The sequence below is a fragment of the Thauera humireducens genome (genome assembly GCF_001051995.2).
Classification (GTDB): Bacteria; Pseudomonadota; Gammaproteobacteria; order Burkholderiales; family Rhodocyclaceae; genus Thauera; species Thauera humireducens.
Window position 1 is genome coordinate 1,292,614 of record NZ_CP014646.1, and the last position, 16,283, is coordinate 1,308,896.

Sequence of the window (16,283 nt, forward strand, 5' to 3'; positions counted from 1 at the left end):
TAGCAGGTCAGACGCGTTCGGTGATGAAGCGCTTCACCGCGTCGACGTCGGGCGCCATGACCTCGACGCGCTGCGGCAGCTTCTCGATACCCTCGAGATCGGCCGGACGCTCCGGCTCGCGGCCCAGGGCCTCGACGATGGTCTCGGCGAACTTCACCGGCAAGGCCGTTTCCAGCACCAGCACCGGCACGCCGGCAGGCACCTCGCCCGCATGCTCCCACGCCACCTTGACGCCATCGGCGGTGTGGGTGTCGATCATCACGCCGTACTGCTCGAACACCTTGCGGATCGTCGCCAGGCGGTCGGCATGGCTGCTCGCGCCCGACACGAAGCCGAACGCGCCGATGCGAGCGAATTCGGGCGAGGCCGACAGGTCGAAGGCCCGGCCTGCATCGACTTCCGCCCACAGCGCGGCGACCTTCTGCGGGTCGCGGCCGACGAGGTCGAAGACGAAGCGCTCGAAGTTCGACGCCTTCGAGATGTCCATCGACGGGCTGGAGGTGACGTGCGTCTCGGCGGCCTTGCGCGGACGATAGACGCCGCTGCGGAAGAACTCGTCGAGCACGTCGTTCTCGTTGGTGGCGAGGATCAGCCTGGCGACCGGCAGCCCCATCATGCGCGCGATGTGGCCGGCGCAGATGTTGCCGAAGTTGCCCGACGGTACGCAGAAGGCGACCTGCTCGTCGTTCGACTGGGTCGCGGCGAAGTAGCCCTTGAAGTAATAGACGATCTGCGCCGCCACCCGCGCCCAGTTGATCGAGTTGACCGCACCGATCTTGTGCTTGGCCTTGAAGGCGTGGTCATTGGACACCGCCTTCACGATGTCCTGCGCGTCGTCGAACATGCCGGTGACGGCGATGTTGAAGATGTTCTCGTCCTGCAGCGAATACATCTGCGCGCGCTGGAAGGCGCTCATCTTGCCGTGCGGCGACAGCATGAACACGCGCACGCCCTGCTTGCCGCGCATCGCGTACTCGGCCGCCGAGCCGGTGTCGCCCGACGTCGCGCCGAGGATGTTGATGGTCTCGCCGCGCTTGGCCAGCACGTACTCGAACAGGTTGCCGAGCAGCTGCATCGCCATGTCCTTGAAGGCCAGCGTCGGGCCATTGGACAATTCGAGCAGGCCCAGCCGGCCTTCCTCCAGCCAATGAACCGGCGTGATGTCGCTTGCCTTGTCGCCCTTGCGCACGTGGCAATACACGTCGGCGGTATAGGTCTTGTCACAGATCGCCTTGAGGTCCGCCGGCGGAATGTCGGTGATGAATTTCGACAGGATCGCAAAAGCCAGTTCGGCGTAGGACAGGCCACGCCAGGCATCGAGCTCGGCACGCGTCACCTGCGGGTAGGACTCCGGCAGGTAAAGGCCGCCGTCCGGCGCCAGACCGCCCAGCAGGATGTCGCAGAACTCCGGGTTGGCAGGCTGGCCAGCGTGGCCACGGGTGGAGATGTACTTCACAGGGCTGTCCTTCACAAAACGTGGTCGGCGCGCGCGATGGCGCAAAGGCCGGATTCTAACGAATTCGACGCCGATCTCGAGGGTTTCGCCTGCAGTTCACGATTTCGTCCCGCATGCGGAAGGGATGTCGATACAATCGACCGCACTCATTCGCGACGGAGAAGGACATGGACCTCGGCAATGTGCTCGGACAGATCCTCCAGCAAGGCATGGCCTCGCAAAGCCGTTCGCGGCTTGAACACGCCGCAGGCGCGGGCGGCATCGGTGACCTGCTCGGCGCCGTGCTCGGCGGCCAGGCCGGCGGGCGCGGTGGCGCGGGCGGACTGGGCGATCTGCTCGGTTCGGTGCTCGGCGGCGGGCGGAGCGGCGGCGGCCTGGGAGGCGCGATGGGCGGAGGCCTGGGCGACCTGCTGGGCGGCGCGCTGGGTGGCGGTCGTGCATCCTCCGGTGGCGGCCTCGGCGATCTGCTCGGCGGCGTGCTGGGCGGCCAGCGCGGCGCATCGGCATCGCGCGGCACGGGCAGCAATGCCGGGATGGCACTGCTCGCAACCATTGCGATGGCCGCATTGAAGAACTGGACCGATTCGCAGCGCGCGCAGGCCGCCTTTGCCGCACCGGCCGACGACGCCACGCAACAGGCCTTCAAATCGATGACTGCGCCGGGCACCGAGGCGCTGATCCTGCGCGCGATGATCGCCGCCGCGAAGGCGGATGGCCAGGTCGGCGAGGACGAGATCGAACGCATCGTCGGCCGTCTCGCCGCCGACGGCCTCGATGCCGACGAAAAACGCTTCCTGACCGAGGAGTTCAGGCATCCGCTCGACATCGCAGGGCTCGTCGCCGACGTGCCGAACCCGGCCGTCGCCGCAGAACTCTACGCGGCCTCGCTGCTGGCGATCGACCTCGACACGCAGGCCGAACTGGACTACCTGCGCCAGCTCGCCGGCGCACTCGGGCTGGACGGCGAAACCGTCTCACGCCTGCACGAGATCACGGGCGCGGCCCGCCGCTGAGCCATTCCGTTGCCGCCGGCCGAACGGGCCGGCGCGCTCAGTCGCTTTCGAGACGGAAGCCGATCTTCAGCGTCACCTGGAAATGCGCGACCTGGCCGTCAACGACATGGCCACGCGTCTCGACGACCTCGAACCAGTCGATGTGGCGGATGGACTTCGCCGCGGTTTCGATGGCATTGCGGATCGCGGCGTCAGAACCCTCGCGGGACGAACCGACGACTTCGACGAGCTTGTAGACATGATCTGACATGCGAGTCTCCTCTGCGCCTGGATGATGGTCCGGCGCTCAGTTCATCGGGTCCGCCTCGTCCGTGGAACCGGACTGGCGCCCCTCGAAGCGGGCCACCGAAGCGCTGTAGGCACGGCTACCGAGCACGGCGATCGCGATCAGGATGCCGATGAAGACGATGAGCTTGAACGCCATGTGAATCGGCTCCGGCCGGTGGGCTTGCCTCCATCGACGCCACCTGACGTCGATGCCCCAAGTGTAGTCGGGAAAGGCAGCGGTGGCGCAAGCCACGTCGCCTTCAGGCTCCGTTCGATTCGAGCCACTGCGCGCGTTCGCGCCAGCGCTGTGCCTTGTCGGCCGCCAGGCCCTCGGCCGCAGCGATGCGCTTCAGTGCCACCGGGTCGGGCCGATGCGCAGTCACGGTGTCCCAGTACTCGGCGAGCGTCAGCCAGGGGTTGGGCCGCTCGACCAGTTCGATCCCGTCGCCGGCCGCGATCGTTCCGGTCTGCAGCACGCGGTAATACCAGCCTGTGATGCCCGCCGCCTCGACGAAGCGGGACGCATCGTCCACCTTCAGCCGACGGTCGATCTTCCAGCACGGCGAGCGCGGCTGGCTGACCTGCACGTGCACATCCCCGATGCGGAACACGTCACCGATGCAGACTTCATGCTCGGTCATGCCCCGGGTGCTGATGTTCTCGCCCAGAAAACCCGCCCCCACCATTGCCGCACACTCCGGCCACTGCTCACCGATCACGCGGTAATGCTCGACCGGATAGTGGTGCAGTGCCTTGTCCGGGCCGCCATGGTGGCGAAGATCGGCCTGCTCGTCTCCCTCCAGCCCGGTCGGCGTCACCCGAGTGCGCCCCTGCACCGGTGACTTGAAGATCGCGCTCGACTCGCCGTCGGGCAGCATCAGGCGCACCCGTCCGACGAAGACCTGATCCACCGTGCTCTGCATATTCACCCCCGTATCAGAAAAAAGGCCGCACCCTCGGGTACGGCCTTCGTCACAACGCTCAGCGCATGCTTACAGGCTTTCCATGCGCAGCTTGGTCACCTTGCCCTGCACCACCGGCAGCGCCTCGATCTTGGCGATCGCGGCATTGGCATTGCGCTCCACCGTCTGGTGAGTGAGCAGGATGATGTCGGTGTGTGTCTCGCCTTCGGGCGCTTCCTTCTGGATCAGCGCCTCGATGGAGATACCGCTGTCGGCCAGGATGCGGGTGATGTCGGCCAGCACGCCGGGCTTGTCCTCGACGTGCATGCGCAGGTAGTAGGACGTGATGACGTCCTCGATCGGCAGCACCGGCACGTCGCGCACCTGGTCGGGCTGGAACGCGAGGTGCGGCACGCGGTGTTCGGGGTCGGAGGTGTGCAGGCGGGTCACGTCGACCAGGTCGGCGATGACCGCCGACGCCGTCGGCTCGGCACCGGCGCCCTTGCCGTAGTACAGCGTGGCGCCGACGGCGTCGCCCTGCACCAGTACCGCGTTCATCGCGCCCTCGACGTTGGCGATCAGGCGCTTGGCCGGAATCAGCGTCGGATGCACCCGCAGTTCGACGCCCTGCTCGCGCCGGCGGGCGATGCCCAGCAGCTTGATGCGGTAGCCCAGCTGCTCCGCGTAGGCGATATCGACCGCGTCGAGCTTGCTGATGCCTTCGACATAGGCCTTGTCGAACTGCATCGGGATACCGAAAGCCATCGCGCTCATGATCGTCGCCTTGTGCGCGGCGTCCACACCCTCGATGTCGAAGGTCGGGTCCGCCTCGGCATAGCCCAGCGCCTGCGCTTCCTTCAACACCTCGGCAAAGGGCAGCCCCTTGTCGCGCATCTCGGAGAGGATGAAGTTGGTGGTGCCGTTGATGATGCCGGCCAGCCACTCGATGCGGTTGGCGGTCAGGCCTTCGCGCAGCGCCTTGATGATGGGGATGCCACCCGCGACCGCGGCTTCGAAGGCCACCATCACACCCTTCTTCTGTGCCGCGGCGAAGATCTCGTTGCCATGCACGGCCAGCAGCGCCTTGTTGGCGGTCACGACATGCTTGCCGTTCTCGATCGCCTTCAGCACCAGCTCCTTGGCCACGCCGTAGCCACCGATCAGCTCGACCACGATGTCGATCTCGGGATCGGCCACCACGGCGAAGGCGTCGTCGGTCAGCCTAGCGTCACCGCCGGTGACCTTGCGCGCAAGCTCAAGGTTCTTGTCGGCCACGGTGGTGATGCAGATCGGACGGCCGGCACGACGGGTGATTTCCTCGGCATTGCGCTTCAGAACGGTGAAGGTGCCGCCGCCGACGGTACCGATGCCCAGCAGGCCAACATTGATCGGTTTCATGCAGTGTGTTCCGTGGTGAGTGAGTGGTGACAGGTGTGTCGTGTCGGATGGTCGCAGTCGCCCGGCTCAGGTGCCGTGGCGCTTGCGGTAGTTCTCGAGGAAGCGCGCCACGCGGCCGATGGCGTCGCGCAGGTCGTCCTCGTGCGGCAGGAAGACGAGGCGGAAATGATCCGGCTGCGGCCAGTTGAAACCCGAGCCCTGCACCAGCAGCACGCGTTCTTCCTCGAGCAGTTCGGCGATGAAGGCCTGGTCGTCCTCGATCGGGTAGATCCTGGGATCCAGCTTCGGGAACATGTACAGCGTGGCCTGCGGCTTGACGCAGCTCACGCCCGGGATCTGGGTGATCAGCTCCCATGCCAGGTCGCGCTGGCGGCGCATGCGCCCGCCCTCGGCGACAAGATCGTCGATGCTCTGGTAGCCGCCGAGCGCGGTCTGGATCGCGTACTGGCCAGGCACGTTGGCGCACAGGCGCATCGAGGCCAGCATGTTCAGCCCCTCGATGTAGTCACCGGCGCGGCGCTTGTCGCCGCACACCACCATCCAGCCCGCGCGGTAGCCGCAGGAGCGGTAGTTCTTCGACAGGCCGTTGAAGATGATGGTCAGCACGTCCTCGGACAAGGCCGCCATCGAGGTGTGCTTGACGCCGTCGTACAGCACCTTGTCGTAGACCTCGTCGGCGTAGAGGATGAGGTCGTGCTCGCGTGCGAGCTCGACGATCTGCTTCAGCGTCTCGTCCGGGTACACCGCACCGGTCGGGTTGTTCGGGTTGATGATGACGATCGCCCGCGTGTTGGGCGTGATCCGGGCGCGCATGTCCTCGATGTCGGGCAGCCAGCCCTTGGCCTCGTCGCACAGGTAATGCACCGGCTTGCCGCCCGAGAGGCTCACCGCAGCAGTCCACAGCGGGTAGTCGGGCGCCGGCACCAGCACTTCGTCGCCGGCATCGAGCAACGCGTTCATCGCCATCACGATCAGCTCGGACACGCCATTGCCGATGTAGATGTCCTCGATGGTGACGCCCTTGATGCCCTTCTGCTGGGTGTAGTGCATCACTGCCTTGCGCGCCGAGAAGATGCCCTTGGAGTCCGAATAACCCGCCGCATTGGGCAGGTTGCGGATCATGTCCATCTGGATCTCTTCGGGCGAATCGAAGCCGAACGCGGCGAGGTTGCCGATGTTGAGCTTGATGATCTTGTGGCCTTCGTCCTCCATCTGCTTGGCGCGAACCAGCACCGGGCCGCGGATGTCGTAGCAGACCTCGGCGAGCTTGGCCGACTTGCGGATCGGACGCGCCGCCGCGGCTGCGCCCGCCTCGGCCTTGACGACCGGTTCCGGGTTTGCCGTTGCGAGTTCGAGTGTCTTCACCGCTTTCATAATGGCCTTTCCTGCAGGAGGGGAACGGAAGGCAAGGACTTACCCCTTGCCACAAAAGATTGTTATCTTAGCCCCGCTGCCGCACTGCGGCAATTTCAGCACGCAGCCGGCATCCGCTCCCCCGATTCCGGCTCTGCCACGGGGAACGACAACGCCCCGCGCCCGAGGCGCGGCGCTCGCCTCCCATCCATACAGCCCTGCTCCGACACGATGAAGCTCTATCAGGACAACAACGCGAATCTCAACGTCGTCACCGGCTACGGCGACGACCACGTGATGGTCAACAAGGTGCGCCACGACGGCAACCTGATCCTCACCGCCAGCCAGATCCGCACCGGCTGGGCGCCCGAGGCGCGCGGCGACCTCGCTGCCCTGCGCGCAGAGGATCTGGCCGCGGTCGCCGAACTGGACCCCGAGATCGTCATCATCGGCACCGGCCGGCGCCAGCGTTTCCCCGCGCCCGCGCTGCTGCGCCCGCTGATCGAGGCCCGCATCGGATTCGAGTTCATGGATCTGCCCGCGGCCTGCCGCACCTACAACATCCTCGTCGGCGAAGGTCGCTCGGTGGCCGTCGCCCTGTTGTTCGAAGCGGCTGCCTGAGGCGGAAGCCCCGCGGTTGCGCCCGCAATCGCCCGGCCCCGATGCAGCGCGATTGCGACGGGAACGTCGCTCCGCTACCCTGAACCCAGAACAAACGTGCGGCGCGCGGCCCCGCCGTGCGGCACGTCAGCCCACCGTGGCATCATCACCGGAGACCCCATGAGCCTCGCTCCCGACTTCAGCCTATCCGCCACTGGCGACCGCACCGTGACCCTGTCCGCCCTGCGCGGACGCAAGCTCGTGATCTATTTCTATCCGAAGGACAACACGCCCGGCTGCACCAACGAAACCAAGGACTTCGGCGCCCTGCACGGCGAGTTCGCGGCGGCCGGCTGCGAGGTCTTCGGGGTCAGCCGTGACAGCCTCAAGAGCCACGAGAACTTCAAGGCCAAGCTCGAACTGCCCTTCGACCTGATCTCGGACCCGGACGAAGTCGCCTGCGAGGCCTTCGGCGTCATGAAGCTCAAGAACATGTACGGCAAGCAGGTGCGCGGCATCGAGCGCAGCACCTTCGTCATCGACGCGAATGGCGAGATCGCCCGCGAGTGGCGCGGGGTGAAGGTACCCGGCCACGCCGCCGAGGTCCTCGCCGTCGTGAAGTCGCTCTGACCCGTTTCCCGCCCGCCCCGACAGTCCTTTCCGCCCACTGACCATGCCCGCGACCGCCAAGACCAAGACGAAGTCCGCCGCATCCACGTCCGCCACCGCGACCGGCCGTCGCAAGGCCGCGAAGAAGAACGCCTGCAAGCTCTTCGTGCTCGACACCAACGTGCTGATGCACGACCCGACCAGCCTCTTCCGCTTCGAGGAGCACGACCTGTTCGTGCCGATCATGACGCTGGAGGAACTGGACAACAACAAGAAGGGCACGACCGAGATTGCGCGCAACACGCGCCAGGCCAGTCGCCTGCTCGACGAGATCGTCAGCGGCTCGCTCGAAGGCATCGACGCGGGCATCGGGCTTGAGGAGCCATCGCGCGGCCTGGCAACCGGGCGGCTGTTCCTGCAGACCGAGGCGATCAACGTCACGCTGCCGGCTGCCTTGCCGACCGCGCGCGGCGACAACCAGATCCTGGCGGTCGTCATGCACCTGGCCGAGCGTCACCCCGACCGCGAAGTCATCCTGGTGTCCAAGGACATCAACATGCGCATCAAGGCCCGCGCCCTCGGGCTGGCCGCGCAGGACTACTTCAACGACAAGGTGCTCGAGGACAGCGACCTGCTGTACACCGGCACGCGCGAACTGCCGCCCGATTTCTGGGACACGCACGGCAAGGGCATGCAGTCGTGGAAGGAAGAAGGCCATACCTATTACCGCGTATCCGGGCCACTGGCGCCCGAGATGCTGGTCAACGAGTTCGTCTACGAAGGCAGCGGCGACAACCCGCTGCAGGCCTGGGTCAAGGAGCGGGACGGCCGCAACGTGCTGCTCGAGACCCTGGTCGACTACGGTCATCAGAAGAACAACGTGTGGGGCATCACTGCGCGCAACCGCGAACAGAACTTCGCGCTGAACCTGCTGATGAACCCGGAGATCGACTTCGTCACCCTGCTCGGCCAGGCCGGCACCGGCAAGACGCTGCTGACGCTGGCCGCCGGCCTCACCCAGGTGCTGGAGACGAAGCGCTACAGCGAGATCATCATGACGCGCGTCACCGTGCCGGTGGGCGAGGACATCGGTTTCCTGCCCGGCACCGAGGAAGAGAAGATGGCGCCGTGGATGGGCGCGCTCGAGGACAACCTCGACGTGCTCAACGGCACCGCGGGCGAAGGCGGCGACTGGGGCCGTGCCGCCACCCGCGACCTGATCCGCAGCCGCATCAAGATCAAGAGCCTGAACTTCATGCGCGGTCGCACCTTCCTGAACAAGTTCCTGATCATCGACGAGGCGCAGAACCTGACGCCCAAGCAGATGAAGACCCTGATCACCCGCGCCGGCCCCGGCACCAAGGTCATCTGCATGGGCAACATCGCGCAGATCGACACGCCTTACCTCACCGAGGGCTCGTCGGGCCTCACCTTCGTCGTCGACCGCTTCAAGGGCTGGGCTCACTCGGGCCACATCACGCTACAACGTGGCGAACGCTCGCGCCTGGCCGACTACGCCGCCGACATCCTCTGAACGGGCACGCATCGCCTCGAGGCCCGGCGCATTAGCCCGGCTTCGGGGCGGATAAACGCGCTACGGGGCGGCTCCCCTATAATCGGCGGATCCCATCGACGACTGCCCGTCATGACCGCCATCGCCGCCGACCTGCTGGTGGGTGCCAGTACGGACTTCCTGCGCAACTTCTCCCCATTCAACCGCATGGAGCCCGGGGCGCTCGCGTTCGTCGCCGAACGCGCCGTCCTTGCCTTCCATCCCCGCGGCAGCGACATCCTCACGACCGAGATGGGCGTGCCGCGCCACTTCTACATCGTGCAGCGCGGCAAGGTGCAGGCCCGCCAGACGGGGCCGACGGCCGTCACCGAATACGCCAGCTTGACCCTGGGGCCGGGCGAGTGTTTTCCGATCGGTGCCATCTCGGCGCAGCGCCCGTCGACCAACGCCTACGTGGCGGTCGAGGACAGCTTCTGCTTCCAGATCACCGACGAGGACTTCCTGCAGCTGATGCAGATGAGCCCGGTGTTCCACCTGTTCTGCACGCAGTACATCGCGAGCCTGCTCAACCAGTCGCGCCAGCAACTCCAGACCACCTTCTCGCAGCGGGCCGCCGAGCAGCAGACGATGACCACCCCGCTCGGCCAGCTCGTCAAGCGCGAACCGGTGTGCGTGGGCCCGTACACGCCAACGCGTGCGGCGCTGGAGCAGATGAATGCCCAGCACATCGGCTGCCTGGTCATCGTTGACGACGAGAATCACCCGGTTGGCGTGCTGACGCAGAGCGACCTGCTGCCACGCGTCATCCTTGCCGGCTTCGACCTCGAGCGCCCGATCGGCGAGCTGATGACCGCCAACCCGCACCAGCTGGCCGCCACCGCGTCCGCCTACGATGCCGCGCTGGAGATGGCGACGCATGGCGTGCGCCACCTGCTGGTGGTCGACGCCGAGGGGCGGATCAAGGGCGTCGTGTCCGAACGCGACCTCTTCTCGCTCCAGCGCATCAGCCTGCGGCAGATCCGCGCGGGCATCGAGAACGCGCCCGACGTCGGCGCACTCCAGCGGGCGAGCAAGGACATCCGCCAGCTCGCCCTCAACCTCATCGCGCAAGGCATCGGCGCGGAGCAGCTCACCCAGTTCATCTCGGCCCTCAACGACGCCCTCACCCGGCGCGTCATCCAGCTCGCCCTCGAGCGTCACGACCTCGTCGGGATCGACTTCGGCTGGATGGCCTTCGGCTCGGAGGGACGCCACGAGCAGACCCTGTCCACAGACCAGGACAACGGCATCATCTGGCGCTGTCCCGAGATTGAGGCGGTCGGTCCGATCCGGCAGCGCCTCATCGCGTTTGCCAGGGAAGTGAACACCGGCCTCGCCGAATGCGGCTTCCCGCTTTGCAAGGGCAACATCATGGCCAGCAACCCCGAGCTGTGCCTGACCCTGGACGAATGGAAGTCGCGCTTTGGCTCATGGATCCGCGAGCCGGTGCCCGAGGCGCTCCTCAACGCCTCGATCTTCTTCGATTTCCGCGTTCTGTATGGCAACGAACGCCTCGGCGACCAGCTGCGCACCTGGCTCAACAAGATCGTCAGGGGCAACTCCGCCTTCCTGCGCATGATGGCGGGCAATGCCCTGCAGGTGGCACCGCCCTTGGGGCGCCTGCGCGATTTCGTCGTCGAGGACGACGGCACGATCGACCTGAAGAAATCGGGCGCGCGGCTGTTCGTCGATGTCGCCCGCATCCTCGCGCTGCGCACGGGCGTCGACTCCAGCAGCACGGCGCAGCGACTGCGCCAGGCCAGCGTGAAGATGGGCGTGAGCGCCGACGAAGTCGCAGCGATCATCGACGGCTTCCACTTCGTGCAGCTGTTGCGCCTGCGTGCCCAGCATCTCGAGAGCGAAAACGACGGTCAGGCCGACAACCGCGTCGATCCGGATTCGCTCAACGAACTCGACCGCCGCATCCTGAAGGAGTCCTTCCGCCAGGCGCGCAAGCTCCAGTTGCGCCTCAAGCTGGACTACCAGCTATGAACAACTGGCTCTCCCGCCTCCTCGCATCGAGCACGGGCAGCGAGCCCCTTTCCGAACAGGCGCGGCAGACGCTCGCGCGATGGGCCGCCCTGCCCGAACCCGACCTCGCCCGCGCCCATTTTGAAACCCGCTACGTCGTCGTCAACACCGAATCCTCGGGGCTCGATCTCGACAAGGACCGTGTGCTCGCGGTCTCGGCAGTCGGTATCGATGGCGGCATCCTCGCACCGCAGGACAGCTACTACGCGGTACTCGGCGAGCACCCTGCGGAAGCACTGACCGGCCTGCTGCAAGCCGTCGGCAAGGCGCCGCTGATCGTCTTCAACAGCGCCTTCAACCGCACGATGCTCGAGCGCGCGCTGGAGGAGCACCTCGGCCTCGCCGCCGACTGGCTGTGGATCGACCTCTATTTCGCTCTGCCCGCCCTGTTCCCCGAACGCTTCGAACGTCCCACACGGCTCGCAGACTGCATGAGCAGTTTCGGCATCGAGACCTTCCAGCGCCATCACGCCCTGGGTGACGGCTGGGCGATTGCCCAGCTGTTTCTGGCGGTGCAAGCCCGCGCACTGGCGCAGTCCGCGCTCAGCCCACGCGGACTCGCCGATCTCGAACGCAGCTATCGCCAGTACCGGCGGAAGGTCTGAAACCGGATGCAGAAGCGCGTGATTCAGTTCTCGGGCAGGTGAACGAACCGTTTACAAGCCCCGCGAGCGTGCGTATATTCCGCGCAATGCAAATTTCCCGCCTCCTCCTCGCGCTGACGTTCGCCCTGTCCCTGGGGCAATCCGCCCACGCAGACGAGCCGGCCCAGGCGACATTTGCAGCGGCCGAGGCCTCCATGCTCTCCGAGTACGGTTCGGCAGCCGAGCAACTCGTCGATCAGGCACTGGAGTATCTGGGTGTGCGTTACCGCTTCGGCGGCACCTCGCCCGACACCGGACTGGATTGCAGCGGCCTAGTGCTGAATGTGTTCCGCAACGCCATCGGCCTCGATCTGCCTCGCACCGCCTCCGAGATGGCCAAGCTGGGGGACAAGATCGGTCGTCAGGAACTCAAGCCCGGCGACCTCGTGTTCTTCAACACCATGCGCCGCACCTTCTCGCATGTCGGCATCTACCTCGGCGACGGCAAGTTCGTTCACGCGCCTTCGCGTGGCGGCAAGGTCCGTATCGAGACGATCTCGGACGGTTACTGGTCGAAGCGCTTCAATGGCGCGCGCCGTCTGGTAGACGGGGCGACCGAAGCCTCACAGTCGCCGCTGACCGCGCTGCGCTGAATCGCCCGCAGCCTTCAGCTTTTCTCCTCAGCGCCGCTTCACCGCCCAGCGGGATCTCCGCGCCGTGCGCGCAGGCATCCCTGGCGTTACTTGCGGCACTTCGCCGCATCCGGGCAGCTCCTGCACTTGTCACCAATGCGCTGCCCCAAAGCCTTCTGCAGCGCACACGTCGAGCGCCGGCAACACACGAACATCACGCCTTCACGGTTTGCCGCTTCCCGAAAACGCTGCATGACGTTGTGGCCGAGGAAATCCGTGAACAGGATGACCATACCGATTCCCGCCGGTAGCGCGCTGCTGCGGCGCTGATGGCTGGTGTCGCGCCCACTTACATGGGCAGCGATGCGGATGCCGAAGTCGTCCAGGATGTCGGGAATGTTGCCCAGGCGGTCCGCGCCAACGAGAAGTGCATCCATGTTCGCTCCTTTTGTTGAGAATTATTCTCAATATTAATACATGGAATGCGAACAGTTTGCAACTGCAAACTCTTCTCGTTATTATTCTAACTCCCTGACACTCTCGAAGGCCGCTGCAACATCATGATGAAGAAAGCCGCTCTCGCCGCCCTGCTCTCCGCCCTCGGCGCCACCACTCTCTCGGTCCACGCCGCCGACACCGAACTGAATGTTTACTCCGCCCGCCATTACCAGACGGACGAAGCGCTGTACGGCAACTTCACCAAGCAGACCGGCATCAAGGTCAACCGGATCGAAGCCAAGGAAGACGAACTGCTCGAGCGCATCCGCAACGAGGGCGCGAACAGTCCGGCGGATCTTTTCGTTACGGTGGATGTGTCGCGTCTGGCCCATGCAGACGAGATGGGCATCTTCGCGCCGGTGAAGTCCGAGGTGCTGGAGCAGCGCATCCCCGACAACCTGCGCACCGAGCGCTGGTTCTCGTTCTCCAAGCGCGCCCGGATCATCGTCTACAACCCCGAACTGGTGCAGGGCGAACAGGTGCAGACCTACGAGCAACTGGCCGATCCGGCCCTGAAGGGCAAGGTGTGCACGCGTTCGGGCAGCCACCCCTACAACCTGTCGCTGGGCGCCGCGATGATCAAGCACAACGGCGCGGACAACACCGTCAAGTGGGCGAGCGGCCTCGTCGAAAACTTCGCGCGCGCACCCAAGGGTGGCGACACCGACCAGATCAAGGCCGTCGCCGCCGGCGAGTGCGGCGTGGCGATTGCCAACAGCTACTACCTCGCCCGCCTGATGAATTCGACCAGGGCCGAAGACCAGGCCGTCGTCGCCAAGATCAAGGCCGTGTGGCCCAACCAGCAGACCTGGGGCACGCACATCAACGTCTCGGGCGCAGGCATGCTGAAGCACGCGCCGAACAAGGGCGCAGCGGTCAAGTTCCTGGAATACCTGGCGTCGGACGAGGCGCAGGCCTATTTCGCGAATGGCAACAACGAGTGGCCGGTGGTCGCCTCGGTGAAGGTGGACAATCCCGCACTCGACAAGCTCGGCGAGTTCAAGGCCGATGCCATGCCGATCGGCGACATCGGCAAGACCGTCGGCCAGGCCCAGCGGATCTACGACCGCGCCGGCTACCGCTGATAATCAGTCGTGCGGGCGCGCAGCGCCCGGCATCAGGCGGGTTCCGTGCTTTCGAGCGCGGAACCCGCTTCTTCTTTGGGCGCCGACAACACGGTGCGGTTGCGTCCGCCGCCCTTGGCCTCATACAGCGCCTCATCCGCGCGGGAGAAGACCGCATCGAAGCCGGCATCCCCGGCCTCCAGCATCGCCACGCCGATGCTGACCGAGAAGGGCAGCGGCACGCCATCGACGATCGCCGGCGTACTCGCGATCAGTTCCCGCACGCGTTCCGCGGCACGCACGGCCCCCGCCGCATCGTCGATGCAGGGCAGCAGCACCGCGAACTCCTCCCCCCCCAGGCGGGCGAACACGTCCGCCTCGCGCAGATGGCGACTCACGATCCCCGCGAAGTGCCTCAGGACCTCGTCACCGGCGGCATGGCCGCGCGTGTCGTTGATGCGCTTGAAGTGGTCGAGATCGAGCAGCATCAGCCCCGCCTGCACGCCGTGGCGTCGTACCCGGCCCAGTTCGCCATTGACCACCTCGGTGAAGTGACGCCGGTTCCACAGGCCGGTGAGCGGATCGCTGGTGGCAAGGTGCAGCAGGCTCGCCTCCATGGACTTGCGCTCGGAGATGTCCTGATGCACGCCCACGGCGCGCAACGGCTTGCCGTCGTCATCACGCTCAAGCACGCGCCCTGCATCCATTACCCACACCCAGTGTCCACCGGCGTGTCGCAGGCGGTACTCGGCAGTGTAGGAGTCGGTCTCGCCGCGCAGGTGCGGCTCGAGTGCCCCCTGGATATCGCCCCAGTCGTCGGGATGAACCAGCGCTTCCCAGGTCGCGACGTCCGGCGGCAGATCCTCGACGCGCCGCCCGAGCATGCTCGCCCACAGCGGACTGAACAGCATCCGCCCTGACGGAATGTCCCAGTCCCAGACGCCGAGCGACGCGCCCTGCAGGGCCATCAGCAGCCGCTTCTCGCGCTCGGCGATCTGGTCGCGAATGCGTCGCCGCTCCGTAAAGTCGCGACTCACGTCGATCTCGCCGAGGAGATTGCCGTCGGAGCCACGGAACGGAATGCGAAGGGTGTCGAGCAGGCGCATCGTACCGTCCGCCCCCTCGACCCATTCCTCATGTCGCTCCAGCCGTGTCACGACCACGTCGGCCTGCGCATCGCTCGCAATCTGCATGCCGGCGCCGAACAGTTCGGCATCGGTCCGCCCCACCAGGCTTTGCTCGGACAGGTTGTAGCACGCGCTGAAAGCCCTGTTGCAGCCCAGATAAGCGCCGTTCACATCCTTAAAAGAGATCAGGTCGGGCACCGAATCGATCATCGTCCGCAGCAGCGCGCGCTCGCGCTCGAGGGCTGCATTGGGCTCCTGGACGCCCGCCGCGAACACCGCCTTGTAGAACATGATCGACGCCACGACCTTGTACGCATGACCCAGGAAGTTGTGGACGTCGTTCACCGACACATAGACCGTGAAGAACAAGCCCGTTAGTCCCAGTACCCAGGCGGCGGCGGCCAGCCACACCATCGCCGCCCGCCCCTGCCGGACTGCAGTCCGCAACAGAAGCACAGCGGCAAGCGCGTGCAGACCGGCGATGCCGTATTCCACGGCCACTTTGAAAGCGGTCACGCCCTCGCCCGGCACGAAGGTGCTCGGCAGCCGGTCAGCATGGAACAGTCCAATCCAGGCCACGCCTGCGCTGGTTGCCAGCGCAGCGACGACGGCGCCGACAGCCGTTACGGCACGCCACGGCCTGGGCGGCACGAAGACGAGCCCGAGCAGGCACAGCGCGGTCAACAGGCGGGCGGCGAGCCAGAAGTTGATCGCCTTCTCGGGACTGCTGGGCGTCACCAGCGACGGCATGCCCTCATACGACAGCAGGTGCAGCAGGTCGATCACCGCAACGGCAAGTGCAAACACCCCCAACCACAGGAATGCACCACCGGAGGCCGACCGCCTGAGGTTCCAGCCCAGCGCGAACACCATCGCCGACACGGCGATCGAGAAGAACTCCAGCGCGTTGTGCAGCGCAAGGTAATGCTCGGCCGAGGAAAACATTCTCCAGCCGGGCAGCAGAATGGCCACCACGCACAAGGCCGTCAGCAATGCGGCCCACCGCAGCGGCGTCGAGGCGAATGACTCGCGGATCGAGCGCGGCGCGGATTGGAAGGAGTGCGTTTGAGACGTCAAGGAGGCGATCCCGGGCAGTGGCGTGGTTGGACGTTCTTGAAAAACCCGAATCGCCGCAAGGATATGGCCTGTGCTCAGGATAATCCAGTGCCAACGGGCGCGGAATCGCGCCTCGCGAGA

At 65.9% G+C, this 16,283-nt stretch carries 16 protein-coding genes; 8 read left to right on the forward strand and 8 right to left on the reverse strand.

The genetic code is table 11. From position 1 onward, the window contains the following. Positions 1-7: 7 nt before the first annotated feature. Complete coding sequence (gene thrC, locus AC731_RS06120; RefSeq protein ID WP_048704083.1) at positions 8-1,456, reverse strand: threonine synthase; 1,449 nt, start codon at positions 1,454-1,456, stop codon at positions 8-10. Between the two features lie 167 nt (positions 1,457-1,623). On the opposite strand from thrC, the gene AC731_RS06125 reads away from it, so the two are divergent. Continuing rightward, positions 1,624-2,469, forward strand: coding sequence for a tellurite resistance TerB family protein (locus AC731_RS06125; protein ID WP_048704084.1), 846 nt, complete (start codon positions 1,624-1,626; stop codon positions 2,467-2,469). A gap of 37 nt (positions 2,470-2,506) precedes the next feature. Here the strand turns inward: AC731_RS06125 and AC731_RS06130 are convergent, their stop codons facing one another. From AC731_RS06130 to AC731_RS06145, 5 genes are all read right to left on the reverse strand, one after another. Continuing rightward, entirely contained in the window at positions 2,507-2,719 is a 213-nt protein-coding gene (locus tag AC731_RS06130; RefSeq protein WP_004255787.1) for a dodecin, read from the reverse strand. Between the two features lie 36 nt (positions 2,720-2,755). Continuing rightward, positions 2,756-2,893 (reverse strand): hypothetical protein, encoded by a 138-nt coding sequence (locus AC731_RS20035; RefSeq protein ID WP_169800056.1) that lies wholly within the window; start codon positions 2,891-2,893, stop codon positions 2,756-2,758. 103 nt (positions 2,894-2,996) lie between these two features. Continuing rightward, on the reverse strand, positions 2,997-3,659 hold the full coding sequence (locus AC731_RS06135; protein ID WP_048704086.1) for an MOSC domain-containing protein: 663 nt from the start codon (positions 3,657-3,659) through the stop codon (positions 2,997-2,999). Positions 3,660-3,728: 69 nt separating this feature from the next. Beyond that, positions 3,729-5,036, reverse strand: coding sequence for a homoserine dehydrogenase (locus AC731_RS06140; RefSeq protein ID WP_004255791.1), 1,308 nt, complete (start codon positions 5,034-5,036; stop codon positions 3,729-3,731). Positions 5,037-5,102: 66 nt separating this feature from the next. Next, positions 5,103-6,410 carry a pyridoxal phosphate-dependent aminotransferase gene (locus AC731_RS06145; RefSeq protein ID WP_048704089.1) on the reverse strand — a complete coding sequence of 436 codons (1,308 nt, stop codon included), beginning with the start codon at positions 6,408-6,410 and terminating at the stop codon, positions 5,103-5,105. Positions 6,411-6,620: 210 nt separating this feature from the next. Between AC731_RS06145 and AC731_RS06150 the strand changes: the two genes are divergently transcribed. The 6 genes from AC731_RS06150 to AC731_RS06175 all read left to right on the forward strand — a co-directional run bounded on the left by AC731_RS06150 (position 6,621) and on the right by AC731_RS06175 (position 12,418). Continuing rightward, a complete protein-coding gene (locus AC731_RS06150) occupies positions 6,621-7,010 on the forward strand; it encodes an Mth938-like domain-containing protein (protein ID WP_048704092.1) in 390 nt (129 codons plus the stop codon). A 159-nt stretch (positions 7,011-7,169) separates the two neighbouring features. Next, positions 7,170-7,619: a peroxiredoxin gene (locus tag AC731_RS06155; RefSeq protein WP_048704094.1), complete on the forward strand. Its 450-nt coding sequence runs from the start codon at positions 7,170-7,172 to the stop codon at positions 7,617-7,619. Between the two features lie 43 nt (positions 7,620-7,662). Continuing rightward, positions 7,663-9,132: a PhoH family protein gene (locus tag AC731_RS06160; protein ID WP_048704096.1), complete on the forward strand. Its 1,470-nt coding sequence runs from the start codon at positions 7,663-7,665 to the stop codon at positions 9,130-9,132. Positions 9,133-9,243: 111 nt separating this feature from the next. Then, positions 9,244-11,142, forward strand: coding sequence for a DUF294 nucleotidyltransferase-like domain-containing protein (locus AC731_RS06165; RefSeq protein WP_048704099.1), 1,899 nt, complete (start codon positions 9,244-9,246; stop codon positions 11,140-11,142). Next, on the forward strand, positions 11,139-11,786 hold the full coding sequence (locus tag AC731_RS06170; protein ID WP_048704102.1) for a 3'-5' exonuclease: 648 nt from the start codon (positions 11,139-11,141) through the stop codon (positions 11,784-11,786). The genes AC731_RS06165 and AC731_RS06170 overlap by 4 nt, the downstream gene beginning before the upstream one ends. Positions 11,787-11,872: 86 nt before the next feature. After that, the gene (locus AC731_RS06175; protein ID WP_004255809.1) at positions 11,873-12,418 is read left to right on the forward strand and encodes a C40 family peptidase; all 546 of its coding nucleotides are present in this window, start codon (positions 11,873-11,875) and stop codon (positions 12,416-12,418) included. An 86-nt stretch (positions 12,419-12,504) separates the two neighbouring features. On the opposite strand, the gene AC731_RS06180 is transcribed toward AC731_RS06175, so the two are convergent. Next, positions 12,505-12,834: a DUF2325 domain-containing protein gene (locus tag AC731_RS06180; RefSeq protein ID WP_048704105.1), complete on the reverse strand. Its 330-nt coding sequence runs from the start codon at positions 12,832-12,834 to the stop codon at positions 12,505-12,507. Between the two features lie 126 nt (positions 12,835-12,960). Between AC731_RS06180 and AC731_RS06185 the strand changes: the two genes are divergently transcribed. Continuing rightward, on the forward strand, positions 12,961-13,980 hold the full coding sequence (locus AC731_RS06185; protein WP_004255813.1) for a Fe(3+) ABC transporter substrate-binding protein: 1,020 nt from the start codon (positions 12,961-12,963) through the stop codon (positions 13,978-13,980). Positions 13,981-14,012: 32 nt separating this feature from the next. Here AC731_RS06185 and AC731_RS06190 read toward each other — a convergent pair whose 3' ends face one another. After that, positions 14,013-16,163, reverse strand: a complete 2,151-nt coding sequence (locus AC731_RS06190) for a sensor domain-containing diguanylate cyclase (RefSeq protein WP_048704107.1) — start codon at positions 16,161-16,163, stop codon at positions 14,013-14,015. Positions 16,164-16,283 lie beyond the last annotated feature (120 nt).

Coding starts and splice junctions, on each gene's coding strand:
- AC731_RS06125 (WP_048704084.1), top strand. CDS start 1,624: ATGGACCTCGGCAATGTGCTCGGACAGATCCTCCAGCAAGGCATGGCC.
- AC731_RS06130 (WP_004255787.1), bottom strand. CDS start 2,719: ATGTCAGATCATGTCTACAAGCTCGTCGAAGTCGTCGGTTCGTCCCGC.
- AC731_RS20035 (WP_169800056.1), bottom strand. CDS start 2,893: ATGGCGTTCAAGCTCATCGTCTTCATCGGCATCCTGATCGCGATCGCC.
- AC731_RS06135 (WP_048704086.1), bottom strand. CDS start 3,659: ATGCAGAGCACGGTGGATCAGGTCTTCGTCGGACGGGTGCGCCTGATG.
- AC731_RS06140 (WP_004255791.1), bottom strand. CDS start 5,036: ATGAAACCGATCAATGTTGGCCTGCTGGGCATCGGTACCGTCGGCGGC.
- AC731_RS06145 (WP_048704089.1), bottom strand. CDS start 6,410: ATGAAAGCGGTGAAGACACTCGAACTCGCAACGGCAAACCCGGAACCG.
- AC731_RS06150 (WP_048704092.1), top strand. CDS start 6,621: ATGAAGCTCTATCAGGACAACAACGCGAATCTCAACGTCGTCACCGGC.
- AC731_RS06155 (WP_048704094.1), top strand. CDS start 7,170: ATGAGCCTCGCTCCCGACTTCAGCCTATCCGCCACTGGCGACCGCACC.
- AC731_RS06160 (WP_048704096.1), top strand. CDS start 7,663: ATGCCCGCGACCGCCAAGACCAAGACGAAGTCCGCCGCATCCACGTCC.
- AC731_RS06165 (WP_048704099.1), top strand. CDS start 9,244: ATGACCGCCATCGCCGCCGACCTGCTGGTGGGTGCCAGTACGGACTTC.
- AC731_RS06170 (WP_048704102.1), top strand. CDS start 11,139: ATGAACAACTGGCTCTCCCGCCTCCTCGCATCGAGCACGGGCAGCGAG.
- AC731_RS06175 (WP_004255809.1), top strand. CDS start 11,873: ATGCAAATTTCCCGCCTCCTCCTCGCGCTGACGTTCGCCCTGTCCCTG.
- AC731_RS06180 (WP_048704105.1), bottom strand. CDS start 12,834: ATGGATGCACTTCTCGTTGGCGCGGACCGCCTGGGCAACATTCCCGAC.
- AC731_RS06185 (WP_004255813.1), top strand. CDS start 12,961: ATGAAGAAAGCCGCTCTCGCCGCCCTGCTCTCCGCCCTCGGCGCCACC.